This window comes from Lichenihabitans sp. Uapishka_5 (assembly GCF_033947565.1).
Taxonomy (GTDB): Bacteria; Pseudomonadota; Alphaproteobacteria; order Rhizobiales; family Beijerinckiaceae; genus Lichenihabitans.
In genome coordinates, this window is record NZ_JARPVX010000066.1 from 1 (window position 1) to 21,919 (window position 21,919).

A 21,919-nucleotide genomic window follows, 5' to 3' on the forward strand; every position below is an offset into this window, starting at 1 on the left:
GCCCAGACCAGCGCCGCCGCGAACCCCGCGAGCCCGAGGCCCCGCAGCCACGCCGGCACCGCGAGCCAGAGCCCGAACCACGACACAGCCACGAAGCCGGCCACGATCGCCGCCAACAGGACGACGAATGGCCAAAGTCGCTCGACCAGCAGCGCTGCCCGAGCCTGCGCCCGGAGGCGGTCGAGCCGGTTGTGCGGCCGGATCTTCGGCCCTGCCATGAGGATCTCCGGTTGGCCCGACGGTTCCGGCCGCGGCACGGCTCGGCCTGCGCCGCGGCGGACAACGCGGGGGTGTGCGCACTATAGGGCGGCCAATCCGGCCATCACAAGGCGGCGTGGTGCGACGGAACCGCGACCCGGGCGGCTTGCTGGGACGCCGGCGGACCCCATCTTGCCCCACTGAGGCAGCAACATAGGGCGAGGAGCAACAGCATGGATGGTGATGGGTTCGATCTCGGCGCGGCTGCGACGCGGCATGGCTTGAGCCGGTCGGCCGCCGAAACGCTGTACCGCGCCTTGGTGGCGGGCGGCGGGCGGCAGGCCCAGTTCAGCCACCCGGACCTCGGCGGCATGGGCCAATGGTCGGGCGGCATGGTGCAGATCGGCGACATGTTCAACGACGGCCTGAAGGCCAAGGTTGGCGGCTTTTGCGCCGAGATGGCCGACAAGGCCAAGGCTTCCGAGGGCCGCAACGATGGCGCAGCGCAACGCCCGGGCGATGCTGCGCCGACCCCGAAGAACCAGTCTCGCTCGGCCGGCTCCGACTGGTGGCCGTTGGAGCTGGGTGCTCCGGCGTCGGCGGGCGGCCAGAACGGAATGCGCTATGCCTGCTTCCCCGACCGCCACCGCCTTGCGGTCGAGCAGGACGGCCGGGTGCAGCTTTACGAGACCGGCACGCATCGCCTCACGGGCTTCGCCCAGCAACAGGGCGGCGGCGGAGCGCCCTTGAGCTTCACCGGGCCGGACGGCGCCGTGACGCTCGACAGCCTGACCAAGGTCGAGCGCTGAGCCGCCTCAATACAGGGGCAGCAGCCTGACCCCGGTGTCGACCTGGCCGAGCTTCAGCCGGCCATCCTTGGCGATGACCGGCAGCCGCAGGTCGGCCGGCGGGGCATCGCTGGAGGCGGCTGCGCCTCCCAGTAGCCCCGACAACAACCCGCCCACCTGAAGGGCGCCGAGCGGGATGCCGAACCGGGCCGCCACGGGCGCGAGACCCGAGAAGCCGGCATCGAGCCGCCCCTGGGGGCGATGCTCCTCGTCGAGGCCGAGGCGGCCGGCCGCATCGACCTGGAACGCTCCCTTGGTGACGATGAGGCTCTGCACATGCAGCTGGCCGCCGGCCGCCACCCACGGGTCCAGCACCTCGGGCAGGGTGATGCCGCCCGTGAAGCCCAGCTGGGTCAGGAAACCGCTGAACCGCAGGCTGAGCGGGTCGCTCGAGGCAAAGGCGGCATCGAGCGTCGGAATGCGGGCGCCCTCGGCCGCCACGGTCGTCTCGAGGTCCATCCGAACGTCGGCGCTGCGCTCGACCGGCTTGAAGCCGAGTGTCAGCCGGTCGGCCTGCCCGAGTGGCGGGGTGGCGCCCTGTCCGGCCCCCACGCTCAATCCCGTCATATCCAGTTGGCCGCGATCGAGGTCGCCCGGCAGGCTGCCCCGCAAGGTCAACAGGCCACTCGTCCAGGCTGCGTCGAGCTGGCGCGGCCCGCCCACCTCCTGCATGCGCAGCGGCCCGGCCAGCGTCACGGCGACATTGGTCGGAAAATACAATCGCGCGTCGGCCTTGAGCCCGCCGAGTTCGCCCTGGAACAGCCCATCGGCGACGGGGCCCTTGAAGGTCGGGTGGTCGCAGCTGAGCACGATGCCGAGCGGGAAGCCGCCGACATGCTCGTCCGGGCAGGTCCAGGCGCGGCCGAAGCTTCGCTCGTTGGCACGCCAGCGCGCAAAGGTGGCGACCGCCTCGTAGCGGGCGAAAACCCACAGCGCCGTCCAGCCGCCCAGGAACAACAGGAGGCTCAAGCCCAGCATCGGCACCACGCGCACGGGGCGCCGCTCTGCCTGCAAGGGACCTCGCCGCTGCGTTCCGCGCCGTCTCGCCATTGATCGAACCCCACTCTGATTGCCGTCGCGTGTTCCAGCGCTTACCACCTGTTTCACGTGTGACGAAAGAACGGATGCCATGGTGGACGCCCCCACGCCCCTCTGGATCTTCGCCTACGGGTCGCTGATGTGGCATCCCGGCTTTCCCTTTGCGGAGCGCCAGCGGGCGGTGCTGCGCGGTTATCACCGGGCCCTCTGCATCTGGTCGCACCATTGGCGCGGCACGGTCGCGGTGCCGGGCCTGGTGTTCGGCCTCGACAGGGGCGGCCACTGCACCGGCGTCGCCTACCGGATCGCCCTGGAAGAGGCCGCGGCCGTGCTCGAGGCGGTGCGCCGGCGCGAACTCGTCACGAACGTTTATCGCGAAGCCCTGGCTACGACGGAACTGGCCGACGGTCGCACCCTCCAGGCAATCGCCTATCTGGCCGACCCGGACCATCCGCAATATGCCGGCCGCCTCGGCTCCGCCGCGATCCTGACAAGCGTGCGGGCCGCGTCCGGTATCGCCGGCCCGAACCGCGATTATGTGCTGAACACCCAGGCCCACCTGACCGAGCTGGGCGTCGATGATCCGGCGTTGACGGCGCTCTGCGATAACCTGACGGTCGCCGACACACGCGCTTGAAGCGGGAACCTTCGCGGCGCCCCGGCGTCTCGGCTTAGCATGGCGCATGGCCATCCGGGAGCTTCGTGTGTCGGCTGACCCCACCATCCTGGCCGACCCGCCCGCCGACCCCATCGTGCGGCTGCTCGCCACGCGTGGCCCCCATGCGGCCGGCGAACCGCAGCGGCTGGTCCTGGATCAGGTTCTCGCGGGCCGGCAGCACCTCGAAGGGCGCGACATTCCCGGTTGGCAGGACCGGGAAACCGGTGGCCTCGACCTCAAGGCCGCAGTGCTGCGGTCGGCCGGGCTGAACGGGGCCGACCTGTCGCAGGCGAACCTGCGCGGGGCGGACCTCGAGCATGCCCAGGCGCGCGGCGCCCATTTCGATGGCACCATCCTCGAACAAGCCCGCTTCATCGACGCCGATTGCGGCGGGGCGAGCTTCGCCGCCGCCCAGGCGGGCGAAGCCTGCTTCGAGCGTGCCATGCTGGAGGATGCGCGCTTCGACGGCGCCTCGCTGCGCTTCGCCGACCTGCGGGACACGCTGCTGGACGGCGCGTCCTTTGCCAAGGCCGATCTTTGGGGCGCCCGCTTCGACGCCTGCGACGCCGACGAAGCCAGCTTCGCGGCGGCGCGCCTCGACGAGGCCAGCCTGAAGGGCGGCAATTTTGCGCAAGGCGATTTCCGCGGCGCCAGCCTCAAGAAAGCGCGCCTCGAAGGGGCGCGGCTGCGCGGCGCCGATTTCGCCGATGCCCGGCTCGAAGGTGCGAATCTGGCTGGCGCCGACCTGTCCCAGGCGAGTTTGCCGCGCGTAAACCTGACCGCCACCGACCTGACCCATGTGCGCCTGGGCGGGGCCTGGCTGGAAAACACCCGCCTGCGGGTGGAGCAACTCGGCGGCCAGGTGGGCGAAGAGCGCGACGGGGAGTTTGCCGCCGCCCGGCAGGCCTATGTGGCGCTCGAAGGCAATTTCCGCAGCCTGGGCGACGCGGTGGGCGAAAGCTGGGCCTTTCGCAAAAGCCGTCGCATGGGCCGGGCCGAGAAGAACCGGGCCGCCCGCGCCGCCTGGGCCGAGCGGCAATGGCGGCCGGCGCTGGTGGCGGGCTTCGGCTGGTTGTCGGACAGTTTCGTGGAATGGCTTTGCGATTATGGCGAAAGCCTGTGGCGCGTGGTGCGGGCCTTCTTCACCACCGTGCTGGGCTTCGCGCTGTGCTACGGGCTGACCGGCAGCCTGACCCGCACGGCGGCCGCCGGCGCCGCCCGGGCGCCGACCCGCCACCTGCTCGACCTCGTTGTGTTTTCCTTCATCAACATGCTGTCGACGAGCGCGCCCGACATCGGCATCCGGCCCGCCAACGAACTGGTTGTGTTGCTGGTCAGTCTGCAGGGCGCACTCGGCATCGTGCTGATCGGGCTCTTCGGCTACGTGCTGGGCAACCGCATGCACCGATGAAGGCGCGGCGCTATTGCGACTTGCCGGACAGGTCGATGCGCTGTTCCTGCGCCCCGAGCGCATCGGCAAGCCGCATCTTGGCCGAGCCGGGCCGCAACGGCTTCTGCTGGCTTTCATGCGGCGCCCAGCCAGACAGCCAGACAAGGTCGAAGGTGGCACGCAGCCGCCCATCCGGATCGGCGAAGCGGGCCGCATAAAGCTCGGCCGCGCGTAGTAAGAGCCGGCGCGGCGTCGGCCGGCGGGCGCGATCCATCAAAGCATTGGTGAGCCCCATGGCGCGCAGGTCGGCCAGCAGGCCGAACATCGAGCCATAGCGCACCGTCAGCTTGTCGAGATCCGTCACCGGCAACGCGAAGCCGGTGCGCTGCAGCAGGTGGCCGAGGTCGCGCAGATCCGTGAAGGGGGCGACGCGGGGGCTGGCGCCGCCGGTGATCTCGGCCTCCGCCTCGGCCAGCACGATGCGCAGTTCCTGCAGACTTTGGCCGCCCAGCATCGCGGCCAGGAACAGGCCGTCGGGCTTCAAGCTGCGACGCACCTGCACCAGCGCGCCCGGCAGATCGTTGACGCTATGCAGCGCCATCAACGACACCGCGAGGTCGAAGCGCTCCGGGCCGAACGGCAGCGCCTCCGGGTCGGCCACAAGGGCAGGGCCGCCGCGCCCGAGCGCCGCCGCGACCGGGGCCACCTGGATCACGCTGGCCGCGGGATTCGCATGGCGCAGCGCTTGCGCCGCCGCCGCGCGCGGAGCCCCGAGCTCCAGGATCATCGAGAACGCGCGTTGCACCGGCAGCAGGCGGTCCAGCATGTCGTCGCGGGCGCGATCGAACAGGAAGTCGGCCTGCGGCCGCACGAGAGACCGGGCAAGGCGACGCCGTACCAACGAGCGGTCGAACACGAGGGGGATGGAGGCGGGCTGAGGCACAAGGAGAATATGGGGCGCCCCGCGCCGAGCGAAAGGGTCGCGGCGTCGCCCGAAGCCATGAGGCGCAACCCGATGGCCTGTCAGCCATTATGGCTACACCCCAAGAGGAGAGTTGCATGGCCAAGCCCGTCCATTCCATGATCCGCGTGCGCGACGAAGCCCGCTCGCGCGATTTCTACGCCCGTGCGTTCGGGCTCGAAGCATCCGACCGCTTCGACTTCGACGACTTCACGCTGATCTACCTGCGCCACCCGAGTTCGCCCTTCGAGCTCGAGCTGACGATCAACAAGGACCATTCGGCCCCGACGGACCTCGGCGACGGCTATGGGCACCTGGCGGTCGTGGTGGACGATCTCGCGGCCGAACACGCCCGCTTCGGCCGCGAAAACCTGCAGGCCGGCGACCTGAAGGAACTGAAGCACGAGGGGAAGACGCTGGCGCACTTCTTCTTCGCCACCGACCCGGACGGCTACAAGATCGAGGTGATCGGCAAGGGCGGCCGTTTCGGCTGACCGCCCCGACGGGCGTGCTTGCCTCGACGGGCGCGGTTCTTTAATCCGCGCCCTAGCGACCTTTCCACCATCCGAGCGCGCCCTTGACCCGCCCCGACCCCGTCATCACGCCCGCCGTCGTGGCGGCCCACGGCCTCAAGCCGGACGAATGGGCGCGTTTCGTGGCCCTGGTGGGCCGGCAGCCCACCTGGACCGAGCTTGGCATCGTGTCGGCCATGTGGAACGAGCATTGTTCCTACAAGTCGTCGCGGCTGCACCTGCGCGGCCTGCCCACCAAGGGCGCCCATGTCATGCACGGGCCGGGCGAGAACGCCGGCGTGATCGACATCGGCGACGGGCTCGCCTGCATCTTCAAGATGGAAAGCCACAACCACCCGTCCTTCATCGAGCCCTACCAGGGTGCAGCGACAGGCGTCGGCGGCATCCTGCGCGACGTGTTCACCATGGGGGCGCGGCCGGTGGCCTGCCTCAACGCGCTGCGGTTCGGGGCGCCCGACCACCCGAAGACGCGCCACCTCGTGGCGGGCGTCGTGGCCGGCATCGGCGGCTACGGCAATTCCTTCGGGGTGCCGACCATCGGCGGCCAGGTCGGCTTCGACCCGAGCTACGACGGCAACATCCTGGTCAATGCCATGGCGGTCGGCATCGCCCGCACCGATGCGATCTTCACCTCGGTGGCGACCGGCGTCGGCAACCCGATCGTCTACCTCGGCTCGAAGACCGGCCGCGACGGCATCGGCGGCGCCGCCATGGCGTCGGCCGCCTTCGAGGACGATGCGCTCGCCAAGCGCCCCACCGTTCAGGTCGGCGACCCTTTCGCCGAAAAACTGCTGCTCGAGGCCACGCTCGAATTGATGGGGACCGGCGCCGTGATCGCCATCCAGGACATGGGCGCGGCGGGCCTCACCTCGTCGGCGGTCGAGATGGGCGCCAAGGGCAACCTCGGCATCGAGCTCGACCTCGACATGGTGCCGTGCCGCGAAACCGGCATGACGGCCTATGAGATGATGCTGTCGGAATCCCAGGAACGCATGCTGATGGTGCTGCATCCCGAGAAGCGGGACGCTGCCGAAGCGGTGTTCCGCAAGTGGGAGCTCGATTTCGCCGTCATCGGGAAGACCACCGACACGCTGCGTTTCGTCATCATCCACGGCGGGGAGGTAAAGGCCGACCTGCCCATCAAGGAGCTCGGCGACGAGGCGCCGCTCTACGACCGGCCGCATGTGGCGACGCCGAAGCGCCCCGTGATCGAGGCCGGCGCCATTGCGCCGCCGGTGACGACCGCTGAGGCCTTGGCGCGCCTCGTCGGCTCGGCCGACGGCTGCTCGAAACGCTGGGTATGGGAACAATACGACCACCTAATCGGCGGCAATACGGTGTCGGGCCCCGGCGCCGACGCCGCGGTGGTGCGCATCGGCGACGGGCCGAAGGGCCTCGCCATGACCTGCGACGTCACCCCGCGCTATTGCGCCGCCGATCCCGTCGAAGGCGGCAAGCAGGCCGTCGCGGAAGCGTGGCGCAACCTTTCCGCCATGGGCGCCGTGCCCCAGGCGCTGACCGACAACCTCAATTTCGGCAATCCCGAAAAGCCCGAAGCGATGGGCGAACTCGTCGGCTGCGTGCGGGGCATCGGCGAAGCGGCCCTGGCGCTCGACTTCCCCATCGTGTCCGGCAACGTGTCGCTCTACAACGAAACCTCGGGCCGCGGCATCCTGCCGACGCCGACGATCGGCGGCGTCGGGCTCGTGGCCGACGTGTCCAAGCTGCCGCGCTCCGGCTTCGACCGGGCCGGCGACGTGATCTTCCTCATCGGCGAGACGACGGGCTGGCTCGGCCAGTCGGTCTATCTGCGCGACATCTGCGGACGCCGCGAAGGCGCGCCGCCGCCGGTCGACCTCGCGGCCGAGCGCCGACATGGCGATTTCGTGCGCGGCCTCATCACAACGGGGCGGGCGCGGGCCGTGCACGACCTCAGCGACGGCGGCCTCGCGGTGGCGCTGGCCGAGATGAGCTTCGGCCACGGCGTTGGCGCGACCCTCGACCTGATGGGCCCCGACGGCGTGCCGGCCCATGCGGCGCTGTTTGGCGAGGACCAGTCCCGCTATCTTGTCACCGTGGCGCCCGATGCGGCCGAAGCGCTGGCGACGGCGGCCCGGGCGGCCGGGGTACCGCTGCTCCGGCTCGGCCTGACGGGCGGCGACGCCTTGACGTTCCCCGGCGAGCCACCCATCGTCGTGTCCGACCTGCAAGCCGCGCACGCCGGTTTCCTGCCGGAGCTGATGCGCGGCGAACTCTGAGCCATTTGAAAGACCCCGCCATGGCCATGGACGCCCCCGAAATCGAGCGCATGATCCGCGAAGCGCTGCCCGACGCAACCGTCGAGATCCGCGACCTCGCGGGCGACGGCAACCATTACGCCGCCACCGTGGTGTCGCCCTCGTTCAAGAACAAGACCCGCATCCAGCAGCACCAGATGGTTTATGCGGCGCTGAAGGGCAACATGGGCGGAGTGCTGCACGCGCTGGCGCTGCAGACGGCGGCAGAGTAAAGCCCGCTGTCAGTCGGGGGCGCGCGGCGAAATTGCGCTCTGCGGTCTGGGCCGCCGTGGCTCCCGATCCCGGATCTCCGCTTCGCTGCGTCCGGGATGACGGCAGGGGTTGAGGGTTGAAAATAGGTCGCCCCAATCAAAGCCCCACCGTCATTCCGGGGCCGCAAAGCGGAACCCGGAACCGGGAGCCACGGCGTTTCCAGTGATCGCTCTGCTGCGTCCAAGATGACGCTCACTGGTTGAGGGTTTCGAACAGGTCGTCCCACTGCGGATTGGTTGCTTCGATGAGAGCGACCTTCCAGGCCCGCCGCCATTTCTTCAGCATCTTCTCACGCGCGATCGCGTCGACGATGCGGGGGTATTCCTCCATCCATACGAGACGATTGACGCCGTAGCGCGAGGCGAAGCCGGCATGGACGGCCGTCTTGTGTTCGACCATCCGGCGACCGAGATCGCTTGTCACGCCGATGTAGAGCGTGCCGAAGGGACGGCTCGACAGGATATAAACATGGGACGACACGGCCATCTCCACGAGCGCGCACCGACACTGTGCCCCGCCATTGACACACCCGCCAGCGTCATTCCGGGGCCGCGTAGCGGAACCCGGAACCGGGAGCCTCAACCCGACCCGCCCTGGCGCCCGATCCCGGATCTCCGCTTCGCTGCGTCCGGGATGACGTGGTTCAGGCCTCCAGATGGGACCACACCAGAAAGATGGCCAACCAGGCCCCAACCGTCATTCCGGGGCCGCGCAACGGAACCCGGAACCGGGAGCCACGGCCCAAGCCGCCCAGGCGCCCGATCCCGGATCTCCGCTCCGCTGCGTCCGGGATGACGTGGTTGAGGCCTCCAGATGGAACCACACCAGGAAAATGCCCAACCAGGCCCCGCCGTCATTCCGGGGCCGCGTAGCGGAACCCGGAACCGGGAGCCACAGCCCAAGCCGATCTGTGTCCCTCAACCTCCGACGTAGCGAACCCCGCGGTGCCCGCTTATATTACGATCTGGGCCGGAGCCTTGACCTCCTCACACCCCTGAAGGACGAACCATCATGAGCAGCGTGCACGAGCAGATCGATACGGAAGTGAAGTCCAACGACGTGGTGCTCTTCATGAAGGGCACGCCGCAGTTCCCGCAATGCGGCTTCTCGGGACAGGTCGTGCAGATCCTGGAATATCTCGGCACCCCGTATAAGAGCGTCAACGTGCTCGAGAGCGCCGACATGCGCCAGGGCATCAAGGATTATACCAACTGGCCGACGGTGCCGCAGCTCTACGTGAAGGGCGAGTTCGTGGGCGGCTGCGACATCATCCGCGAGATGTTCCAGTCGGGCGAGCTGGCGACACAGTTCACCCAGGCCGGCCTGTCGGTCAAGCAATCGGCCTGAGGGGCGTCGGCGCGAGCCCGAGCCCGCAATACACCAACGAACGAGATTCGGCCGGCTCTCCCCAGAGTCGGCCTTCTCTTTAGGCGCCTGGCAGCTTATGAGGACGGCGCGTCCCCGCCGCGGTGCGGGCACGGGACCCGGGCCCTCCCGCCCGTCCAGCCCTAGGAGCCGCTGCATGGCAGGCATCAAGATCCTCGCCGGCAACTCGAACGGGCCGCTCGCGGAAGCGGTTGCGACCTACCTGGGCGTTCCGCTGACCCGATGTTCCGTCCGGCGCTTCGCCGATATGGAAATCTTCGTCGAGATCCTGGAGAACGTGCGCGGCGAAGATTGCTTCATCGTGCAGTCGACCTCCTATCCGACCAACGACCACCTGATGGAATTGCTGATCATGACCGATGCGCTGCGCCGCGCTTCGGCGCGCCGCATCACGGCCGTGATCCCCTATTTCGGCTATGCCCGGCAGGATCGCAAGGCGGGGCCCCGGACCCCCATCTCGGCCAAGCTCGTGGCCAACCTGGTGACCCATGCGGGCGCCGACCGCGTGTTGACGGTCGATCTCCACGCCGGCCAGATCCAGGGCTTCTTCGACATTCCGACCGACAACCTTTTCGCCGCCCCCGTGATGGTGCGTGACATCACCGACCGTATGGACGTCGGCAACGTCGCCGTGGTGTCGCCCGACGTTGGTGGCGTCGTGCGGGCCCGGGCGCTGGCCAAGCGCATCGACGCGCCGCTCGCCATCGTCGACAAGCGCCGCGAGCGCGCCGGCGAATCCGAGGTGATGAACATCATCGGCGAGGTCGAGGGAAAGACCTGCATCCTGCTCGACGACATCGTCGATTCGGGCGGCACCTTGTGCAATGCCGCCGATGCGCTGCTGGCCCAGGGCGCCGAGGCCGTTTACGCTTATTGTACCCATGGCGTGCTGTCGGGCGGCGCGGTCGCCCGGATCGCCGGCTCCAACCTGAAGGAGCTGGTGATGACGGATTCGATCCGCCCCACCGAGGCCGTGCGGGTTGCCAAGAATATCCGCGTCATGTCGATCGCGCCGCTGATCGGCGAAGCCATCGGCCGCGTCGCCCAGGAGGCCAGCGTGTCGAGCTTGTTCGACAGCCCGCCCGGCGCACCGCCCTACAGCCGCGCCCCGATGCAGACCCAGCGACCCGCCGTGGCGCTGGCCCCGCCGAACAGCGGCAACCGGGCTGCTGTCGAGGCCAAGACGGCCGCCAGCACCAAACAAGCCTGACGGAACAAAGCGTTCGTCCGCCGCGTCTCATCCGCAAGGTGTTTTCGGCACCATCCACGCGGAACCGTCCCATGCGTCACTTCGTTCGAGCGGCCTTGACCGGCCTCACCCTTATCGGCCTGCTGAGCCCGATGGCCGTCACCGAGGCCTCGGCCGCCACGGCCCGCCATTATTACAACAAGGGCCATTATGGCTCTGCCCATCGGGGCTATGGTTATCGGCATTACGGCCGCCGCTCGAACGTTGGCCCAGCCGTGGCGGGTGCGGCGCTCGGGCTGATCGGTGCCGCGGCCGTCGGTGCGATCGCGTCGCGCGGCTATGACGAGGATTATGGCTACGGCGGTGGATACGGCGGCGGTTATCCGTATGGCGGCCCCGCCTATTCCTACGGCGGCTATGGCCCGGCGCCCTACACCTATGGCGGCTACGGCTACGGTTATCAGCCGTTCTGATCAGCCGCCGGCGTCGAGCGGCACCACGTCGACGTTGACGTCGACGGTCTGGCCGGAGGCACCCAGCAGGATGCCGCCGACCGGCGCCACATCGGCATAATCGCGGCCGGTCGCCAGTACGATGTGGTCGTCGCCTGCCAGAATGGCATTGGTGGGGTCGAGCCCCACCCAGCCGAGATCCGGGCCGCACCACAGGTCAACCCAGGCATGGGTGGCATCGGCCCCCTCTAGTCGCGGTTGACCGAGGGGCGGCACGGTGCGGATGTAGCCGCTGACATAGCGAGCCGGCAGGCCGAGGCCGCGCAAGCCGGCAATCAGGATATGGGCATAATCCTGGCAGACGCCGTGCCGCGCCGCAAAGGCTTCGGCCAGCGGCGTCGTCACCTGCGTGGCATCGGGATCGTAGCGGAACTCGCGGCGGATGCGTCGCGCTGTCGCGAAGCCGGCCGTCAGCACCGGCCGTCCAGCCACGAAATCCTCACCCACATAGGCCGTCACCCCGTCGACCAGCGGCACCATCGGGCTCGGGAACAGGAAATGCGCCGGCGCCTCGGCGGCGAGGCTCGGCCAGCGGCGTGCCGCCGCGACGATTGCTTCCCAGGCCGGGCCCTCGTGGCTTGGGGGCGGCCTGTCCACCACCACGGTCGAGGTCGCCTCGATGCGCAACTCCCGGTGGGGCGCAGTGATCTGTACGCTCGTCACTGCATGGCCGAAGAAAGCCTGATGCGTTGCCCGGGTGGCGGGGCGCGGCAGGATGGCCAGGGCCGTTTCCTCCACCTGCTGGCCGGGGCCGCCACGCGGCTGCAGCACCAGGGTGCATTGGGCGAAGGTGACCGGCGCCCCGTAACGATAGGTGGTGATGTGGCGGATGGCGTATCTCATGCCAGCCCCGCCCAGCGGTCGGCCCGCGCAGCCGTGGCGCCTTGCAGGAAATAACGGTCCGCGATGGCGCCCGCGAGGCCCAAGACCTCGGCCTCGATGGCGTTCAGCTGCGCCGCATCCATGGTCTGCGCTTCCGCGGTTTCGACCTTGGCGGCGAGCCGGCGCACGAGGCGGTGCGGCGGTTCCAGCAACCCATCGACCCGCATGGCCGGCAAGGCCGCGATGTGACAGCCGAGTTGCTCTACCTGGAACGCCACCGAGCGCGGATTGAAGGGGTCCAGCACCGCGAGGTCACGCACGGGGTCGAGCGCCACGCCGATCAGGTAGCGTGACCGGTAGGTGATCTGCGAGTCGACGAGGTCGAGCAGGATGTCGAGGCCCTCGGCCGGCCCCGCTTCGCCCGCAAAGGTGGCGGCGAAGCGACAGGTGGCGGCGGCGCGCTCGATGCGCCGGCCCATGTCGAGGAAGCGCCAGCCGGCCACGCGGTTGACGTTCTCGCCCATCAGGCCCGAGATGGCAGCGACGAGCTGCAGCGCCGCATCGGTGCGCTCGACCACCTCGCCCTCGGTGCCGCGCGCCGCCAGATGGGTCACGAGGTCCTGGATCAATCGGATGGTGTCGAGCGACAAGCGCTCGCGGATCACCGACGCGGTGCGCCGCACTTCACGGGCCAGCGCCAGGGCGGAGCCGTATTGCGCATCGTCCGACAAGGCCAGGCGCAAGGGTGTGGCCGTCCCGGCCACAGGCTCGGGCAGGGCGCCCCAGCGGCGCAGCAGGGCCACCAGCTTGGCGAGCGAAGGCGTCGTGCCGGCATCGGGGGACGCATCGGCCGTGGGGGCGCCGACCTCGATCCGCCGCGTAGCGAGGCAGCGCAGCACTCGCAGCGTCGCTTCCGTGCGCTCGAGGTAGCGCCCGAGCCAGAACAGGTTGTCGGCGGCCCGGCTCGGCAGGTTGCCGGTCAGGCGGCGGATGCGCACCGAGCCGGTGCTCGGCAACAGCGTCACGGCCTCGACCGGCCGGTCGGACAGCACCCACACATCGGCCGATTGCACGCCCTCGCCCATCGCGATCGCGCTCGCATCCGGCCGATCGGCGACGCGGCAGAAGCCGCCCGGCATCACATGCCAGCCGTCGCGGGTGGCGGCCGCGAACACCCGCAGCGTAAAGGGACGGGGCACCAGCCGGGTGCCGTTCCAGACCGGCATGGTGGCGAGGCGCGTATGGTCCTGGGCCGCATAATCGAGGCCGCGACGGGCCAGAAGGGTGTGGAGCCGTTTATGCTCGGCCTCGGTCAGGTCGCCAGCCCGCACGGGGCCGAGGCGATCGAGCCCAGGCATGGGATCGCGGAAGGCGCCGGACAGGTGGGCGTCGGGGCGGCCCAGCAGGGCTGGGGCCTCCGGGTCACCGCCCCAGGCGGTGGCGAGGCCGGGCAGCAGCAGGTCTTCGCCCAACAGCGCGGGCGCCAGCGCCGGCATCAGGCCGGTGAGGGCTCGCGCCTCGACGAGGCCCGAGCCGAGCGCATTGGCGACCGCCACCCGGCCGTTGCGCACGGCCTCCATCAGGCCCGGCACGCCGAGGCGCGAGCGGCCGTTGAGCTCCAACGGATCGGCGAAATCGGCGTCGATGCGGCGCAGGATCACATCGATGCGCTTCAACCCCGCGACCGTGCGCACATGCACCCGGCCGTCCCGCACCACGAGGTCGCCACCCTCGACCAGCAGGAACCCGAGATAGCGGGCCAGGTAGGCGTGTTCGAAATAGGTCTCGCTATGGGGCCCCGGCGTCAGCAGGCCGACGCGCGGCTCGACCCGCTCGGCGAGTTGCGTCAGCCCTTCACGGAACGCCTGGAAGAAGGGTGCCAGCCGCTCGACCTGCATGGCGCCATAAAGGTCCGCGAAGCCGCGCGACAGGGCGAGCCGGTTCTCGAGCGCATAGCCGGCCCCCGAAGGTGCCTGGGTGCGGTCGCCGAGCACCCGCCAGCGGCCATCAGGGCCACGGCCGAGGTCGGCGGCGTAAAGCGACAGGTAGCGCCCGCCCGCCGGCGTGACGCCAACAAGCGGGTGCAGGAAATCGGGGTTGCCGGCCACAGCGGCGGCCGGCACGCGACCGTCCCGCACCAGGGCCGCAGGGCCGAACAGGTCGGCCAGCACGGTTTCCATCAGCCGGGCCCGCTGGGCGACGCCCGCCGCGATGCCGGCCCATTCGTCGGCTTCGATCAACAGCGGCACGGGGCTGAGCGGCCACGGCCGCTCCTGCGCGTCGCCATAGGCCCGGTAGGTAACGCCGGTTTCCCGCATGTGGCGATCGGCACCGGCGGTGCGCCGCGCCAGCTCCGGGCCCGGCAGCGCGGTGAAGCGCTCGAAGAAGCGCCGCCACGCCGGGCGCAGCCGACCGCCCGCGTCGAGGCAGGCGTCCGGCGGCCCCGCCGGCGGCTCATAGGCCTCCATCATCCGGTCGAGGCGCGCGCGGGTCTCGGCCGTGGCTGTCACGACCGGGCTAGAGCAGGGCCGGACGGCGCAGGTCAAGCGTCATCGGATATTCGCCCGGGCGCTCTTCCGGCGGCGGCACGACCGATCCCCCCGTATGACCGAGGTTCTGGAAGCGCGCGAGGCGGCGCGCTTCGGCTTCCAGCGCATTGACCGGGAAGGTGTCGTGCGAGCGGCCACCCGGATGCGACACGCTGTAAACACAGCCGCCGACCGAGCGGTTGTTCCAGGTATCGACGATGTCGAAGGTGAGCGGCGCATTGACCTTGACCAGCGGCTGCATGGAGCGCGAGGGCTGCCACGCCTTGAACCGCACGCCGCCGACGGCCTCGCCCCGGTTCTGGGTCGGGGTCAGCGGCACCCGGCGGCCGTTGCAGGTCACGAGGTGCCGGCCGGGCGTCAGCCCGCTCAGCTTCACCTCGACGCGCTCGACCGAGGAATCGACGTAGCGCGCCGTGCCGCCCGCCGTGCCTTCCTCGCCCAGAACGTGCCAGGGCTCCAGCGCCGAACGAAGCTTGAGGTTGAGCTCGCCCTGGCGGACGGACCCGTAGAACGGGAAGCGGAACTCCCATTGGGCCGCATACCAGGCCGGGTCGAAGTCGTAGCCGGCCTGACGCAGGTCGCCCAACACCTCGCCGAAGTCCTGCCAGATGCAATGCGGCAGCATGAACTTGTCATGCAGCGTCGTGCCCCAGCGCACCAGCGGCCCGTCGAGCGGATCGCGCCAGAACATCGCCACGAGGCCGCGCAGCAGCAACTGCTGGGCAAGGCTCATGCGGGCATCCGGCGGCATCTCGAAGCCGCGGAACTCGAGCAGGCCGAGGCGACCCGTGGCGCTGTCGGGCGAATACAGCTTGTCGATGCAGAACTCGGCCCGGTGGGTGTTGCCGGTGACGTCCACCAGCAGGTTGCGCAGCAGGCGGTCCACGGTCCAGGGCGCGATGTTGCGGGCCGATGGGCCCGGCACCTGGCTGAGCGCGATCTCGAGCTCGTAAAGGCCGTCGTGCCGGGCCTCGTCGAGCCGCGGCGCCTGGGAGGTCGGGCCGATGTAGAGGCCGGAAAACAGGTAGGACAGCGCGGGATGACGCTGCCAATAGGTCAGCATCGACTTCAGCAGGTCGGGCCGGCGCAGGAAGGGCGAATCGGCAGGCGTTTCGCCGCCCAGCACCACATGGTTGCCGCCGCCGGTGCCGGTGTGGCGGCCGTCCTGCATGAACTTGTCGGCCGCAAGGCGGGTGAAGCGCGCCTCGTCGTAGAGCGCCCGCGTGGCATGGACGGCCTCGGGCCAGGACGCGGCCGGATGGACGTTGACCTCGATGACGCCGGGGTCGGGCGTCACCTTGACGACGTTGAGGCGCGGATCGAAGGGCGGCGGGTAGCCCTCGATGTGGATGGCGAGCCCGGTGGCTTCCGCCGCGGCCTCGATGGCGGCCACGAGCTCGAGGTAGTCCTCGAGCGTGTCGACCGGCGGCATGAAGATGCAGAGCAGGCCGTCGCGGGGTTCGACCGCCAGGGCGGTGCGGACCTCGGGATCATAGGACCGGCCTTGCGCCGGCATGCCGGCCTCGTGGGCCGTCGGCTCCGGCGGCGTCTTGGGGGCGTGGTCGCCGCTCACCAAAGCCGCCAGTTCGCCCGACGAGGGGAGGGGCGGGCGCGGCGCAAGCGGGTCCTCCGGGGCCGAATAAGGGAAGCGGGCCGGCGGCAGGTAGTCGAGCTGGTCGAGCGGCAGGCGGAATCCGGCGGGCGAATCGCCGGCCACCAGGAACAGCCGACCGCGCCGCGTCGTCCATTGCTCGCTGGCCCAGCGGGTGTCGGCCGCGAACCAGCGCTGGATCGGCAGCACGAACGCGGTGGGAACATCGAGCCCGCGCTCGAAGGTGCGGGCGATACGGGCGCGTTGTTCGACAGTGCCGATCTTGGCATCGCGGGCATCGACATTGCCGGGCAGCTGGTTTTCCTTGAGGATCCAGTGGGCCGGGTCTTCGAAGGCAGGCGCCAGATAGCTGTCCGGCACCGCCAGGCGCTGTGCCACGTCGCGCAGGAACGCTTCGGCATCCGCCACCGTGGCAGAACGGGCGGCCTTCTCGGCCGCGATCAGGTCGGGGTTGCGCCAGATCGGCTGCCCATCCTTGCGCCAATAGAGCGCAAAGGCCCAGCGCGGCAGGATCTCACCCGGATACCACTTGCCCTGGCCGTAATGCAGCAGACCGCCCGGCGCGAAGATGCCCCGCAGGCGGCGGATCAGTTCGTCACCGAGACCGCGCTTGGTGGGCCCGAGCGCCTCCGTGTTCCATTCCGGCGCCTCGAAATCGTCCACCGACACGAAGGTCGGCTCGCCGCCCATCGTGAGGCGCACGTTGCCGGCCGCGAGGTCGCCGTCGATCTTCAGCCCGAGGCCGTCGAGCGCCGCCCAGGCCTCGTCCGAGAACGGCATCGAGATGCGCGGCGCCTCGGCGACGCGCGTGATCGTCATGGAATGGTGGAATTCGATCTCGCACGGGTCGAGCAGCCCGGCGATGGGCGCGGCCGAGCGGTAGTGCGGCGTCGCAGCCAGGGGAATGTGGCCTTCGCCGCACAAGAGACCCGAGGTGGCGTCGAGGCCGATCCAGCCGGCGCCCGGCACATAGACCTCGGCCCAGGCATGCAGATCGGTGAAATCCTCGCGGGTGCCGAGCGGACCTTCGATCGGATCGATGTCGGCCTTGAGCTGGATCAGATAGCCCGACACGAAGCGGGCCGCGAGGCCGAGGTGCCGGAAGGCCTGCACCAGCAGCCAGGCCGAGTCCCGGCAGGAGCCCGACAGCTTGGTCAGCGTTTCCTCAGGCGTCTGCACGCCCGGCTCCATGCGGATCAGGTATTTGACGAGGTTCTGGATGCGGGTGTTGAGGTCGACCAGGAAGTCGACCGTGCGGGTCGGCTGCTTGGGAAGGCCATCCAGGAACGCCTGCAGCTTGGGCCCGGCCGGCTCCACCACCAGATAAGCCGCCAGTTCCTCGCGGATCTCGGCGTCATAGCCGAACGGCACGGTCTCGGCCGAGGGATCGATGAAGAAGTCGAACGGGTTCACCACCGACAGGTCGGCCGTGAGATCCACCTCGATGCGCAGATGCGACACCTTCTCGGGGAAGACCAGCCGGGCCAGCCAGTTGCCGCAGGGGTCCTGCTGCCAGTTGATGAAATGCTCGGCCGGCTCGACCTTCAGCGAATAGGCCGGGATGCCGGTCCGGCTATGCGGCGCAGGCCTGAGGCGCACCACCTGCGGACCGACGTTGATGGGATGGTCGTAGCGGTAATCGGTGACGTGATTGATGGCGGCGCGGATCGGCATCGCGTGTCCCTGACGGCCGCAGCTCGCAGGTCTGACGAGTGACGGGCTCTTCCCCGGCAACTAAGCGGCAGCCGGAAACCCGTCAATCATGGAGGCTGCTCAAATTTAAGCCGTTTTAGCGATCGCCCTGGCGGATTGGGTGCCGGAGCGGCATCGAACAGCCCTCATTCCTCGGAAGGCTATCGGCAGGGCTGAAGCCTGCTCAAGATGCAGGCCTGCGGACTCAAACCGATCGACACGCCCGCATCACGCGGCGCAGCGTCCACAGAAAGATCATGCCCCAGAGCCAAGAAGGCTCCGGGATGGAGGGTTGGGCGCCCGTGGATTTGAAGATCACGCGCGCATCCCGGTCTCGTCGAACGAAAGAACGCGGATCACCGCTTCTGACGGGACTTGCGGGCGGCGTAACGGGCATCCCGTTCGGCCTTCTGATCGGCCATGCTCAGGGATTTTGCGGCGAGACGGTCGCGGCGGGCAGCCCGGGCCGCTTCGGCTTCGGCTTCGGCTTCGGCCAGACGAGCGATCTCGGCGGCCAGCTCTTCTTCTTCCGCGATGCGTCGCGCCTCGATGGCCTGCACGCGCTCTTCTTCCTGCAGCCGCTCGCGTTCAGCCTGGCGGGACACCCGTCCTTCGTGGAAACGGCGCCGCTCGGCCGCCTTGGCGACGACACGGGGGTCATCAACAGCAGGGCGCGCATTGAAACGGGCAACGGCAGCGGCTTTGGCCGCCGTGGCATTGTCGATACGGTCGGAAAAGGTCGAATGCTTGAAAGCTGGCAAGAAGATATCCGTTGAGGAGAGCGGCTCGCGACCGGAAAGGCCACGACACCGGATCGAGGTTAAGCACGGGAATGTGCCGGATCTAAGGTTTGGCTATGCGGTGCAGACCGAAGGCCGCCGATGGCTACCATCTCCGGCAGCCTCGAACCGCGGTAATCTACTCGGTCGGGGCGGCAGCCTTGGCGACCTTGCGGCGCGGCTTCTTGACAACGAGGCTGGCGGCCTCGCGATCCGCTTCTTCCTTGGCCAAACGAAGCGCCCGGAGGCGGATCGTCTTGGCATCGCGCGCGATTGCGGCCGCGGCCATCTCGGACCGCACCTTATCGGCATCGACGCGCTGACGCTCGACGCGAATCAGGCGCTCTTCGGCCTTGGTGAGGGGTGGTGCTGCGACGTCGTCCATCAGGCGGCCACAGGTGAGGTCGGAACGCTCGGCACCGGCCTGCGCGCCTTCGGCTCCGGACGCTTGCGGGGCGCGATCAACCCTTCGCGTTCGGCCGTCTTGCGGGCTGCCTTGCGGGCGCGCCGAACGGCCTCCTGGGCTTCCCGGCACCGCTTTTCCGAAGGCTTCTCATAGTGACGCCGCTGCTTCAGCTCGCGCAGGACGCCTTCGCGCTGCATCTTGCGCTTCAGAGCCCGAAGCGCCTGATCGACATTGTTGTCACGAACGAGAACTTGCACGCAGTGTCCTTTAGTCGCCTCGAAACTTGAAAAGCCGGGATTGGGGCCCGGCTCCCTTCATCATTATCGTTCGAAAAAGGCCGCCGCCAGTACATCCGTGGTCGACGGCCTCCCTGATTACGACAGGGCCTTCAGCTGATCCGCGGATTGCTTGCCGGAACGGCGGTCGACCACCAGCTCATAGCTGAGCTTCTGGCCTTCCTGCAGCGACGAGAACCCCGCGCGCTCGACGGCACTGATGTGCACGAAAGCATCCGGCCCGCCCTCATCGCTCTGGATGAAACCGAAACCCTTGGTCGCATTGAACCACTTCACGACACCTGTCGTCATGGTGAACTCCTACAGCTACACGGCCACGCCCCGGCACGCCGAAGGTAGCAAGAAAGTCGATAAGTCGGAGGAGGTCACAGCACACGCCCGGGTCTAGGCCGGGGCGAAAAGGCTCAACATTCAGCCTAGAATCGATAGCTTAAAGCTGGACACGGGACCGCAATGTGTCAAGGGGGCCAATGTCGATTCCTGAAATACGGATCGCCGCGATCAGGATATGCTGACCGCTCCGTCAATGTCCAGGCTCGCAGGAGCTTTGCCTGACCGACTTTATGTCCTCCTCCCCGATCGGCGTGCCAAGGCCGCGCGCTGATCGGGGGCCGCGCACCGTCGGCTCACATATAAAGGCTTTCGCCTTTCAGCCCGTCGTAGAGAGAAGCCACCTGGGCTGCATAACCGTTGAACAATTGCGTCGGCTGCCGGTCGTTGGTGCCGAGCACGGCTTCGGACGACTGGCTCCACCGGGGATGCGGCACCGCCGGATTCACATTGGCCCAGAACCCATATTCATCGGCATTGAGCTGCGCCCAGAAGGTCTTCGGCCGCTCGGCAACAAAGGAGATCCGAGAGATCGACTTGATCGATTTGAACCCGTATTTCCACGGCAGGGCCAAGCGAAGCGGTGCCCCCATCACCTTGGGCAGCGGCTTGCCATAGGCGCCCGTGACCATGAAGGCGAGATCGTTCGTGGCTTCCGCCATGGACACCCCTTCGAGGTAGGGCCAGGGATAAAAGAAGCTCTTCTGGCCCGGCGCCATCTTGGGGTCCATGAAGGTCTCGAACTGCACGTATTTGGCACCGGACTGCGGCTTCGCGTAGTCGACCAACGCCTTCAGCGGAAAGCCTGTCCACGGCACCGTCATGGCCCAGCCCTCGACGCAGCGGTGGCGATACAGCCGCTCCTCGAGACCAAGCGCCTTGACGAGGTCCTCGAACGCCACCTTGCGGGGCGTATCCACGAGGCCGTCGAAGCTGACGGTCCACGGGTCGGGCTTCAACGCCTCGGCCGCGGCGGCGACATGCTTGGAGGTGCCGTATTCATAGAAGTTGTTGTAATTGGTGTTGTCGGCCTCGGGGGTCGGCCCGCTGGCGATCGTGAAGGCGGCATTGCGCTTGGCCGGGTAGAGGCCCGCCGTGTCGGCCCAAGCCGACCGCGACAACAATGGCGAGGCGATCGCCCCCGCGGCCAAGCCGCCGGCCAGGACCGCGCGGCGATTGAACATCAAAGCTTCGGGTGTGGCTTCGCGCTCGGGCAACTCCCATCCCTTCAGGCGGCGGATCAGCATCGACGGCTCCCTTGGCAAGGTCGGTTTGGACTTCAGACCTAGATTGGCCTCAAGCTATGGAAAATCTACGGCAATGCCACGATCGGAGCCGCGGCTACTTGGCCGCTTTTTTGATGATGTTCAGCGTCAGGGTCGCGGCCGATACGTGGAAATACGTCACGTCGCTGTGCACCAGGACCGTGTTGGGCGTCGTCAGGGTCAAGCGATCGACGAAGCTCAGGTTCAGGGTCAACCCGGCCGGCACCTTGGTGTCGGCCTTGTAGGTCATGGTGACGCCCTTGTCGTCCTCGACGATCTCGGCGTCCTCGGTGACATCGGCCCGTCGTCCGACGTAACGCCCCTCGGCCACCCTTTCGAACTGCCATTCCTTGTGGTCGCGCTCGCCATCCGCATAGGCGACATCCTCGATCAGGGTGCCGTGCGGACCCGACCAATGGCCCTGCATGGCGATGGTGAAGTCGCGCCGGCTGCCGTCACGCCGGTTCTCGACCGTGCCGGTGGCCAACAACGGACCGTTGAAGAAACGCTCCAGCGACAGGGGCCCGGCCTCGACGGGCGACACGAATGCCCAGCAAAGCGCAGCGGCAAGGATCAAGCGGAAGGTCGTCACGCGGGCGGCCGGGGTTGCGAGCATCGCCACCCGCTTTAGCGGGCCCGCACATCGCCGACAAGCGAGGGCGTCAGCGAAGCATCGTGGTCCGGACCGCAGCCCCCGTCGAGACCAGCGTCACGGTCTCGGCGCTTTGTGAGGACAGGCAGCGACCCAGCCCCACCATCCACGGTTTGTTCCTCGAAAGCAACTTGTGGTTGCGTCGCTCATGACCGTCGCCACACCGACATCAGCCCGGGCGACCCCGCGCGCCGCCACGCAGCGACAGCGCCACGGCCCACAGCGCCCGCCCGGCCAGGCTCGCGGCGAGGTCC

Annotated in this window: 22 protein-coding genes; 9 read left to right on the plus strand and 13 right to left on the minus strand. The window is 68.7% G+C overall.

Features of this window, described 5'->3' with window-relative positions:
* The coding region (locus P7D22_RS17475; RefSeq protein ID WP_319935533.1) for a DUF4175 family protein at positions 1–218 on the minus strand (218 nt) is incomplete at its 3' end.
* Between the two features lie 213 nt (positions 219–431).
* Here P7D22_RS17475 and P7D22_RS17480 point away from each other — a divergent pair.
* Positions 432–1,007, plus strand: coding sequence for an SHOCT domain-containing protein (locus tag P7D22_RS17480; protein ID WP_319935534.1), 576 nt, complete (start codon positions 432–434; stop codon positions 1,005–1,007).
* A 6-nt stretch (positions 1,008–1,013) separates the two neighbouring features.
* Here the strand turns inward: P7D22_RS17480 and P7D22_RS17485 are convergent, their stop codons facing one another.
* Positions 1,014–2,060: a DUF2125 domain-containing protein gene (locus P7D22_RS17485; protein WP_319935535.1), complete on the minus strand. Its 1,047-nt coding sequence runs from the start codon at positions 2,058–2,060 to the stop codon at positions 1,014–1,016.
* 115 nt (positions 2,061–2,175) lie between these two features.
* Here P7D22_RS17485 and P7D22_RS17490 point away from each other — a divergent pair, with 115 nt between their 5' ends.
* Both P7D22_RS17490 and P7D22_RS17495 read left to right on the plus strand, forming a co-directional pair.
* Entirely contained in the window at positions 2,176–2,721 is a 546-nt protein-coding gene (locus P7D22_RS17490; RefSeq protein ID WP_319935536.1) for a gamma-glutamylcyclotransferase, read from the plus strand.
* Between the two features lie 67 nt (positions 2,722–2,788).
* Positions 2,789–4,153: a pentapeptide repeat-containing protein gene (locus P7D22_RS17495; RefSeq protein ID WP_319935537.1), complete on the plus strand. Its 1,365-nt coding sequence runs from the start codon at positions 2,789–2,791 to the stop codon at positions 4,151–4,153.
* A gap of 10 nt (positions 4,154–4,163) precedes the next feature.
* Here P7D22_RS17495 and P7D22_RS17500 read toward each other — a convergent pair whose 3' ends face one another.
* Positions 4,164–5,075 carry a methyltransferase domain-containing protein gene (locus P7D22_RS17500; RefSeq protein WP_319935538.1) on the minus strand — a complete coding sequence of 304 codons (912 nt, stop codon included), beginning with the start codon at positions 5,073–5,075 and terminating at the stop codon, positions 4,164–4,166.
* A gap of 116 nt (positions 5,076–5,191) precedes the next feature.
* On the opposite strand from P7D22_RS17500, the gene P7D22_RS17505 reads away from it, so the two are divergent.
* The 3 genes from P7D22_RS17505 (at position 5,192) to P7D22_RS17515 (ending at position 8,135) form a co-directional block, all read left to right on the plus strand.
* Positions 5,192–5,587 (plus strand): VOC family protein, encoded by a 396-nt coding sequence (locus P7D22_RS17505; RefSeq protein ID WP_319935539.1) that lies wholly within the window; start codon positions 5,192–5,194, stop codon positions 5,585–5,587.
* A gap of 83 nt (positions 5,588–5,670) precedes the next feature.
* Positions 5,671–7,884, plus strand: coding sequence for a phosphoribosylformylglycinamidine synthase subunit PurL (gene purL / locus P7D22_RS17510; protein WP_319935540.1), 2,214 nt, complete (start codon positions 5,671–5,673; stop codon positions 7,882–7,884).
* Between the two features lie 20 nt (positions 7,885–7,904).
* Positions 7,905–8,135 (plus strand): BolA family transcriptional regulator, encoded by a 231-nt coding sequence (locus tag P7D22_RS17515; RefSeq protein ID WP_319935541.1) that lies wholly within the window; start codon positions 7,905–7,907, stop codon positions 8,133–8,135.
* A 232-nt stretch (positions 8,136–8,367) separates the two neighbouring features.
* Here the strand turns inward: P7D22_RS17515 and P7D22_RS17520 are convergent, their stop codons facing one another.
* Entirely contained in the window at positions 8,368–8,655 is a 288-nt protein-coding gene (locus P7D22_RS17520; protein ID WP_319935542.1) for a GIY-YIG nuclease family protein, read from the minus strand.
* Between the two features lie 531 nt (positions 8,656–9,186).
* On the opposite strand from P7D22_RS17520, the gene grxD reads away from it, so the two are divergent.
* From grxD to P7D22_RS17535, 3 genes are all read left to right on the plus strand, one after another.
* Positions 9,187–9,522, plus strand: coding sequence for a Grx4 family monothiol glutaredoxin (grxD, locus tag P7D22_RS17525; RefSeq protein ID WP_319935543.1), 336 nt, complete (start codon positions 9,187–9,189; stop codon positions 9,520–9,522).
* 175 nt (positions 9,523–9,697) lie between these two features.
* Entirely contained in the window at positions 9,698–10,771 is a 1,074-nt protein-coding gene (locus P7D22_RS17530; protein WP_319935544.1) for a ribose-phosphate pyrophosphokinase, read from the plus strand.
* A gap of 71 nt (positions 10,772–10,842) precedes the next feature.
* Entirely contained in the window at positions 10,843–11,223 is a 381-nt protein-coding gene (locus P7D22_RS17535; protein ID WP_319935545.1) for a hypothetical protein, read from the plus strand.
* On the opposite strand, the gene P7D22_RS17540 is transcribed toward P7D22_RS17535, so the two are convergent.
* From P7D22_RS17540 to P7D22_RS17580, 9 genes are all read right to left on the minus strand, one after another.
* Positions 11,224–12,105 carry a transglutaminase family protein gene (locus P7D22_RS17540; RefSeq protein ID WP_319935546.1) on the minus strand — a complete coding sequence of 294 codons (882 nt, stop codon included), beginning with the start codon at positions 12,103–12,105 and terminating at the stop codon, positions 11,224–11,226. It lies immediately after the preceding gene.
* Entirely contained in the window at positions 12,102–14,594 is a 2,493-nt protein-coding gene (locus tag P7D22_RS17545) for a circularly permuted type 2 ATP-grasp protein (RefSeq protein WP_319935547.1), read from the minus strand. The genes P7D22_RS17540 and P7D22_RS17545 overlap by 4 nt, the downstream gene beginning before the upstream one ends.
* Before the next feature lie 7 nt (positions 14,595–14,601).
* The gene (locus P7D22_RS17550; RefSeq protein WP_319935548.1) at positions 14,602–17,919 is read right to left on the minus strand and encodes a transglutaminase family protein; all 3,318 of its coding nucleotides are present in this window, start codon (positions 17,917–17,919) and stop codon (positions 14,602–14,604) included.
* A gap of 374 nt (positions 17,920–18,293) precedes the next feature.
* Positions 18,294–18,698 (minus strand): DUF6481 family protein, encoded by a 405-nt coding sequence (locus P7D22_RS17555; protein ID WP_319935549.1) that lies wholly within the window; start codon positions 18,696–18,698, stop codon positions 18,294–18,296.
* A gap of 157 nt (positions 18,699–18,855) precedes the next feature.
* Positions 18,856–19,101 (minus strand): hypothetical protein, encoded by a 246-nt coding sequence (locus P7D22_RS17560; RefSeq protein WP_319935550.1) that lies wholly within the window; start codon positions 19,099–19,101, stop codon positions 18,856–18,858.
* The gene (gene rpsU / locus P7D22_RS17565; protein ID WP_319935551.1) at positions 19,101–19,379 is read right to left on the minus strand and encodes a 30S ribosomal protein S21; all 279 of its coding nucleotides are present in this window, start codon (positions 19,377–19,379) and stop codon (positions 19,101–19,103) included. Before rpsU ends, P7D22_RS17560 begins: the two co-directional genes overlap by 1 nt.
* Before the next feature lie 117 nt (positions 19,380–19,496).
* Positions 19,497–19,709, minus strand: a complete 213-nt coding sequence (locus P7D22_RS17570) for a cold-shock protein (protein WP_319935552.1) — start codon at positions 19,707–19,709, stop codon at positions 19,497–19,499.
* A gap of 335 nt (positions 19,710–20,044) precedes the next feature.
* A complete protein-coding gene (msrP, locus tag P7D22_RS17575) occupies positions 20,045–20,995 on the minus strand; it encodes a protein-methionine-sulfoxide reductase catalytic subunit MsrP (RefSeq protein WP_319935553.1) in 951 nt (316 codons plus the stop codon).
* A 94-nt stretch (positions 20,996–21,089) separates the two neighbouring features.
* Positions 21,090–21,629, minus strand: a complete 540-nt coding sequence (locus P7D22_RS17580) for a DUF3833 family protein (protein WP_319935554.1) — start codon at positions 21,627–21,629, stop codon at positions 21,090–21,092.
* Between the last annotated feature and the right edge of the window lie 290 nt (positions 21,630–21,919).

What these genes read in the sequence shown, in the direction of transcription:
- P7D22_RS17480 (WP_319935534.1), top strand. Translation starts at nt 432, where the DNA reads ATGGATGGTGATGGGTTCGATCTCGGCGCGGCTGCGACGCGGCATGGC.
- P7D22_RS17490 (WP_319935536.1), top strand. Translation starts at nt 2,176, where the DNA reads ATGGTGGACGCCCCCACGCCCCTCTGGATCTTCGCCTACGGGTCGCTG.
- P7D22_RS17505 (WP_319935539.1), top strand. Translation starts at nt 5,192, where the DNA reads ATGGCCAAGCCCGTCCATTCCATGATCCGCGTGCGCGACGAAGCCCGC.
- P7D22_RS17515 (WP_319935541.1), top strand. Translation starts at nt 7,905, where the DNA reads ATGGCCATGGACGCCCCCGAAATCGAGCGCATGATCCGCGAAGCGCTG.
- grxD (WP_319935543.1), top strand. Translation starts at nt 9,187, where the DNA reads ATGAGCAGCGTGCACGAGCAGATCGATACGGAAGTGAAGTCCAACGAC.
- P7D22_RS17530 (WP_319935544.1), top strand. Translation starts at nt 9,698, where the DNA reads ATGGCAGGCATCAAGATCCTCGCCGGCAACTCGAACGGGCCGCTCGCG.
- P7D22_RS17535 (WP_319935545.1), top strand. Translation starts at nt 10,843, where the DNA reads ATGCGTCACTTCGTTCGAGCGGCCTTGACCGGCCTCACCCTTATCGGC.
- P7D22_RS17540 (WP_319935546.1), bottom strand. Translation starts at nt 12,105, where the DNA reads ATGAGATACGCCATCCGCCACATCACCACCTATCGTTACGGGGCGCCG.
- P7D22_RS17550 (WP_319935548.1), bottom strand. Translation starts at nt 17,919, where the DNA reads ATGCCGATCCGCGCCGCCATCAATCACGTCACCGATTACCGCTACGAC.
- P7D22_RS17560 (WP_319935550.1), bottom strand. Translation starts at nt 19,101, where the DNA reads ATGGACGACGTCGCAGCACCACCCCTCACCAAGGCCGAAGAGCGCCTG.
- P7D22_RS17570 (WP_319935552.1), bottom strand. Translation starts at nt 19,709, where the DNA reads ATGACGACAGGTGTCGTGAAGTGGTTCAATGCGACCAAGGGTTTCGGT.
- msrP (WP_319935553.1), bottom strand. Translation starts at nt 20,995, where the DNA reads ATGCTGATCCGCCGCCTGAAGGGATGGGAGTTGCCCGAGCGCGAAGCC.
- P7D22_RS17580 (WP_319935554.1), bottom strand. Translation starts at nt 21,629, where the DNA reads ATGCTCGCAACCCCGGCCGCCCGCGTGACGACCTTCCGCTTGATCCTT.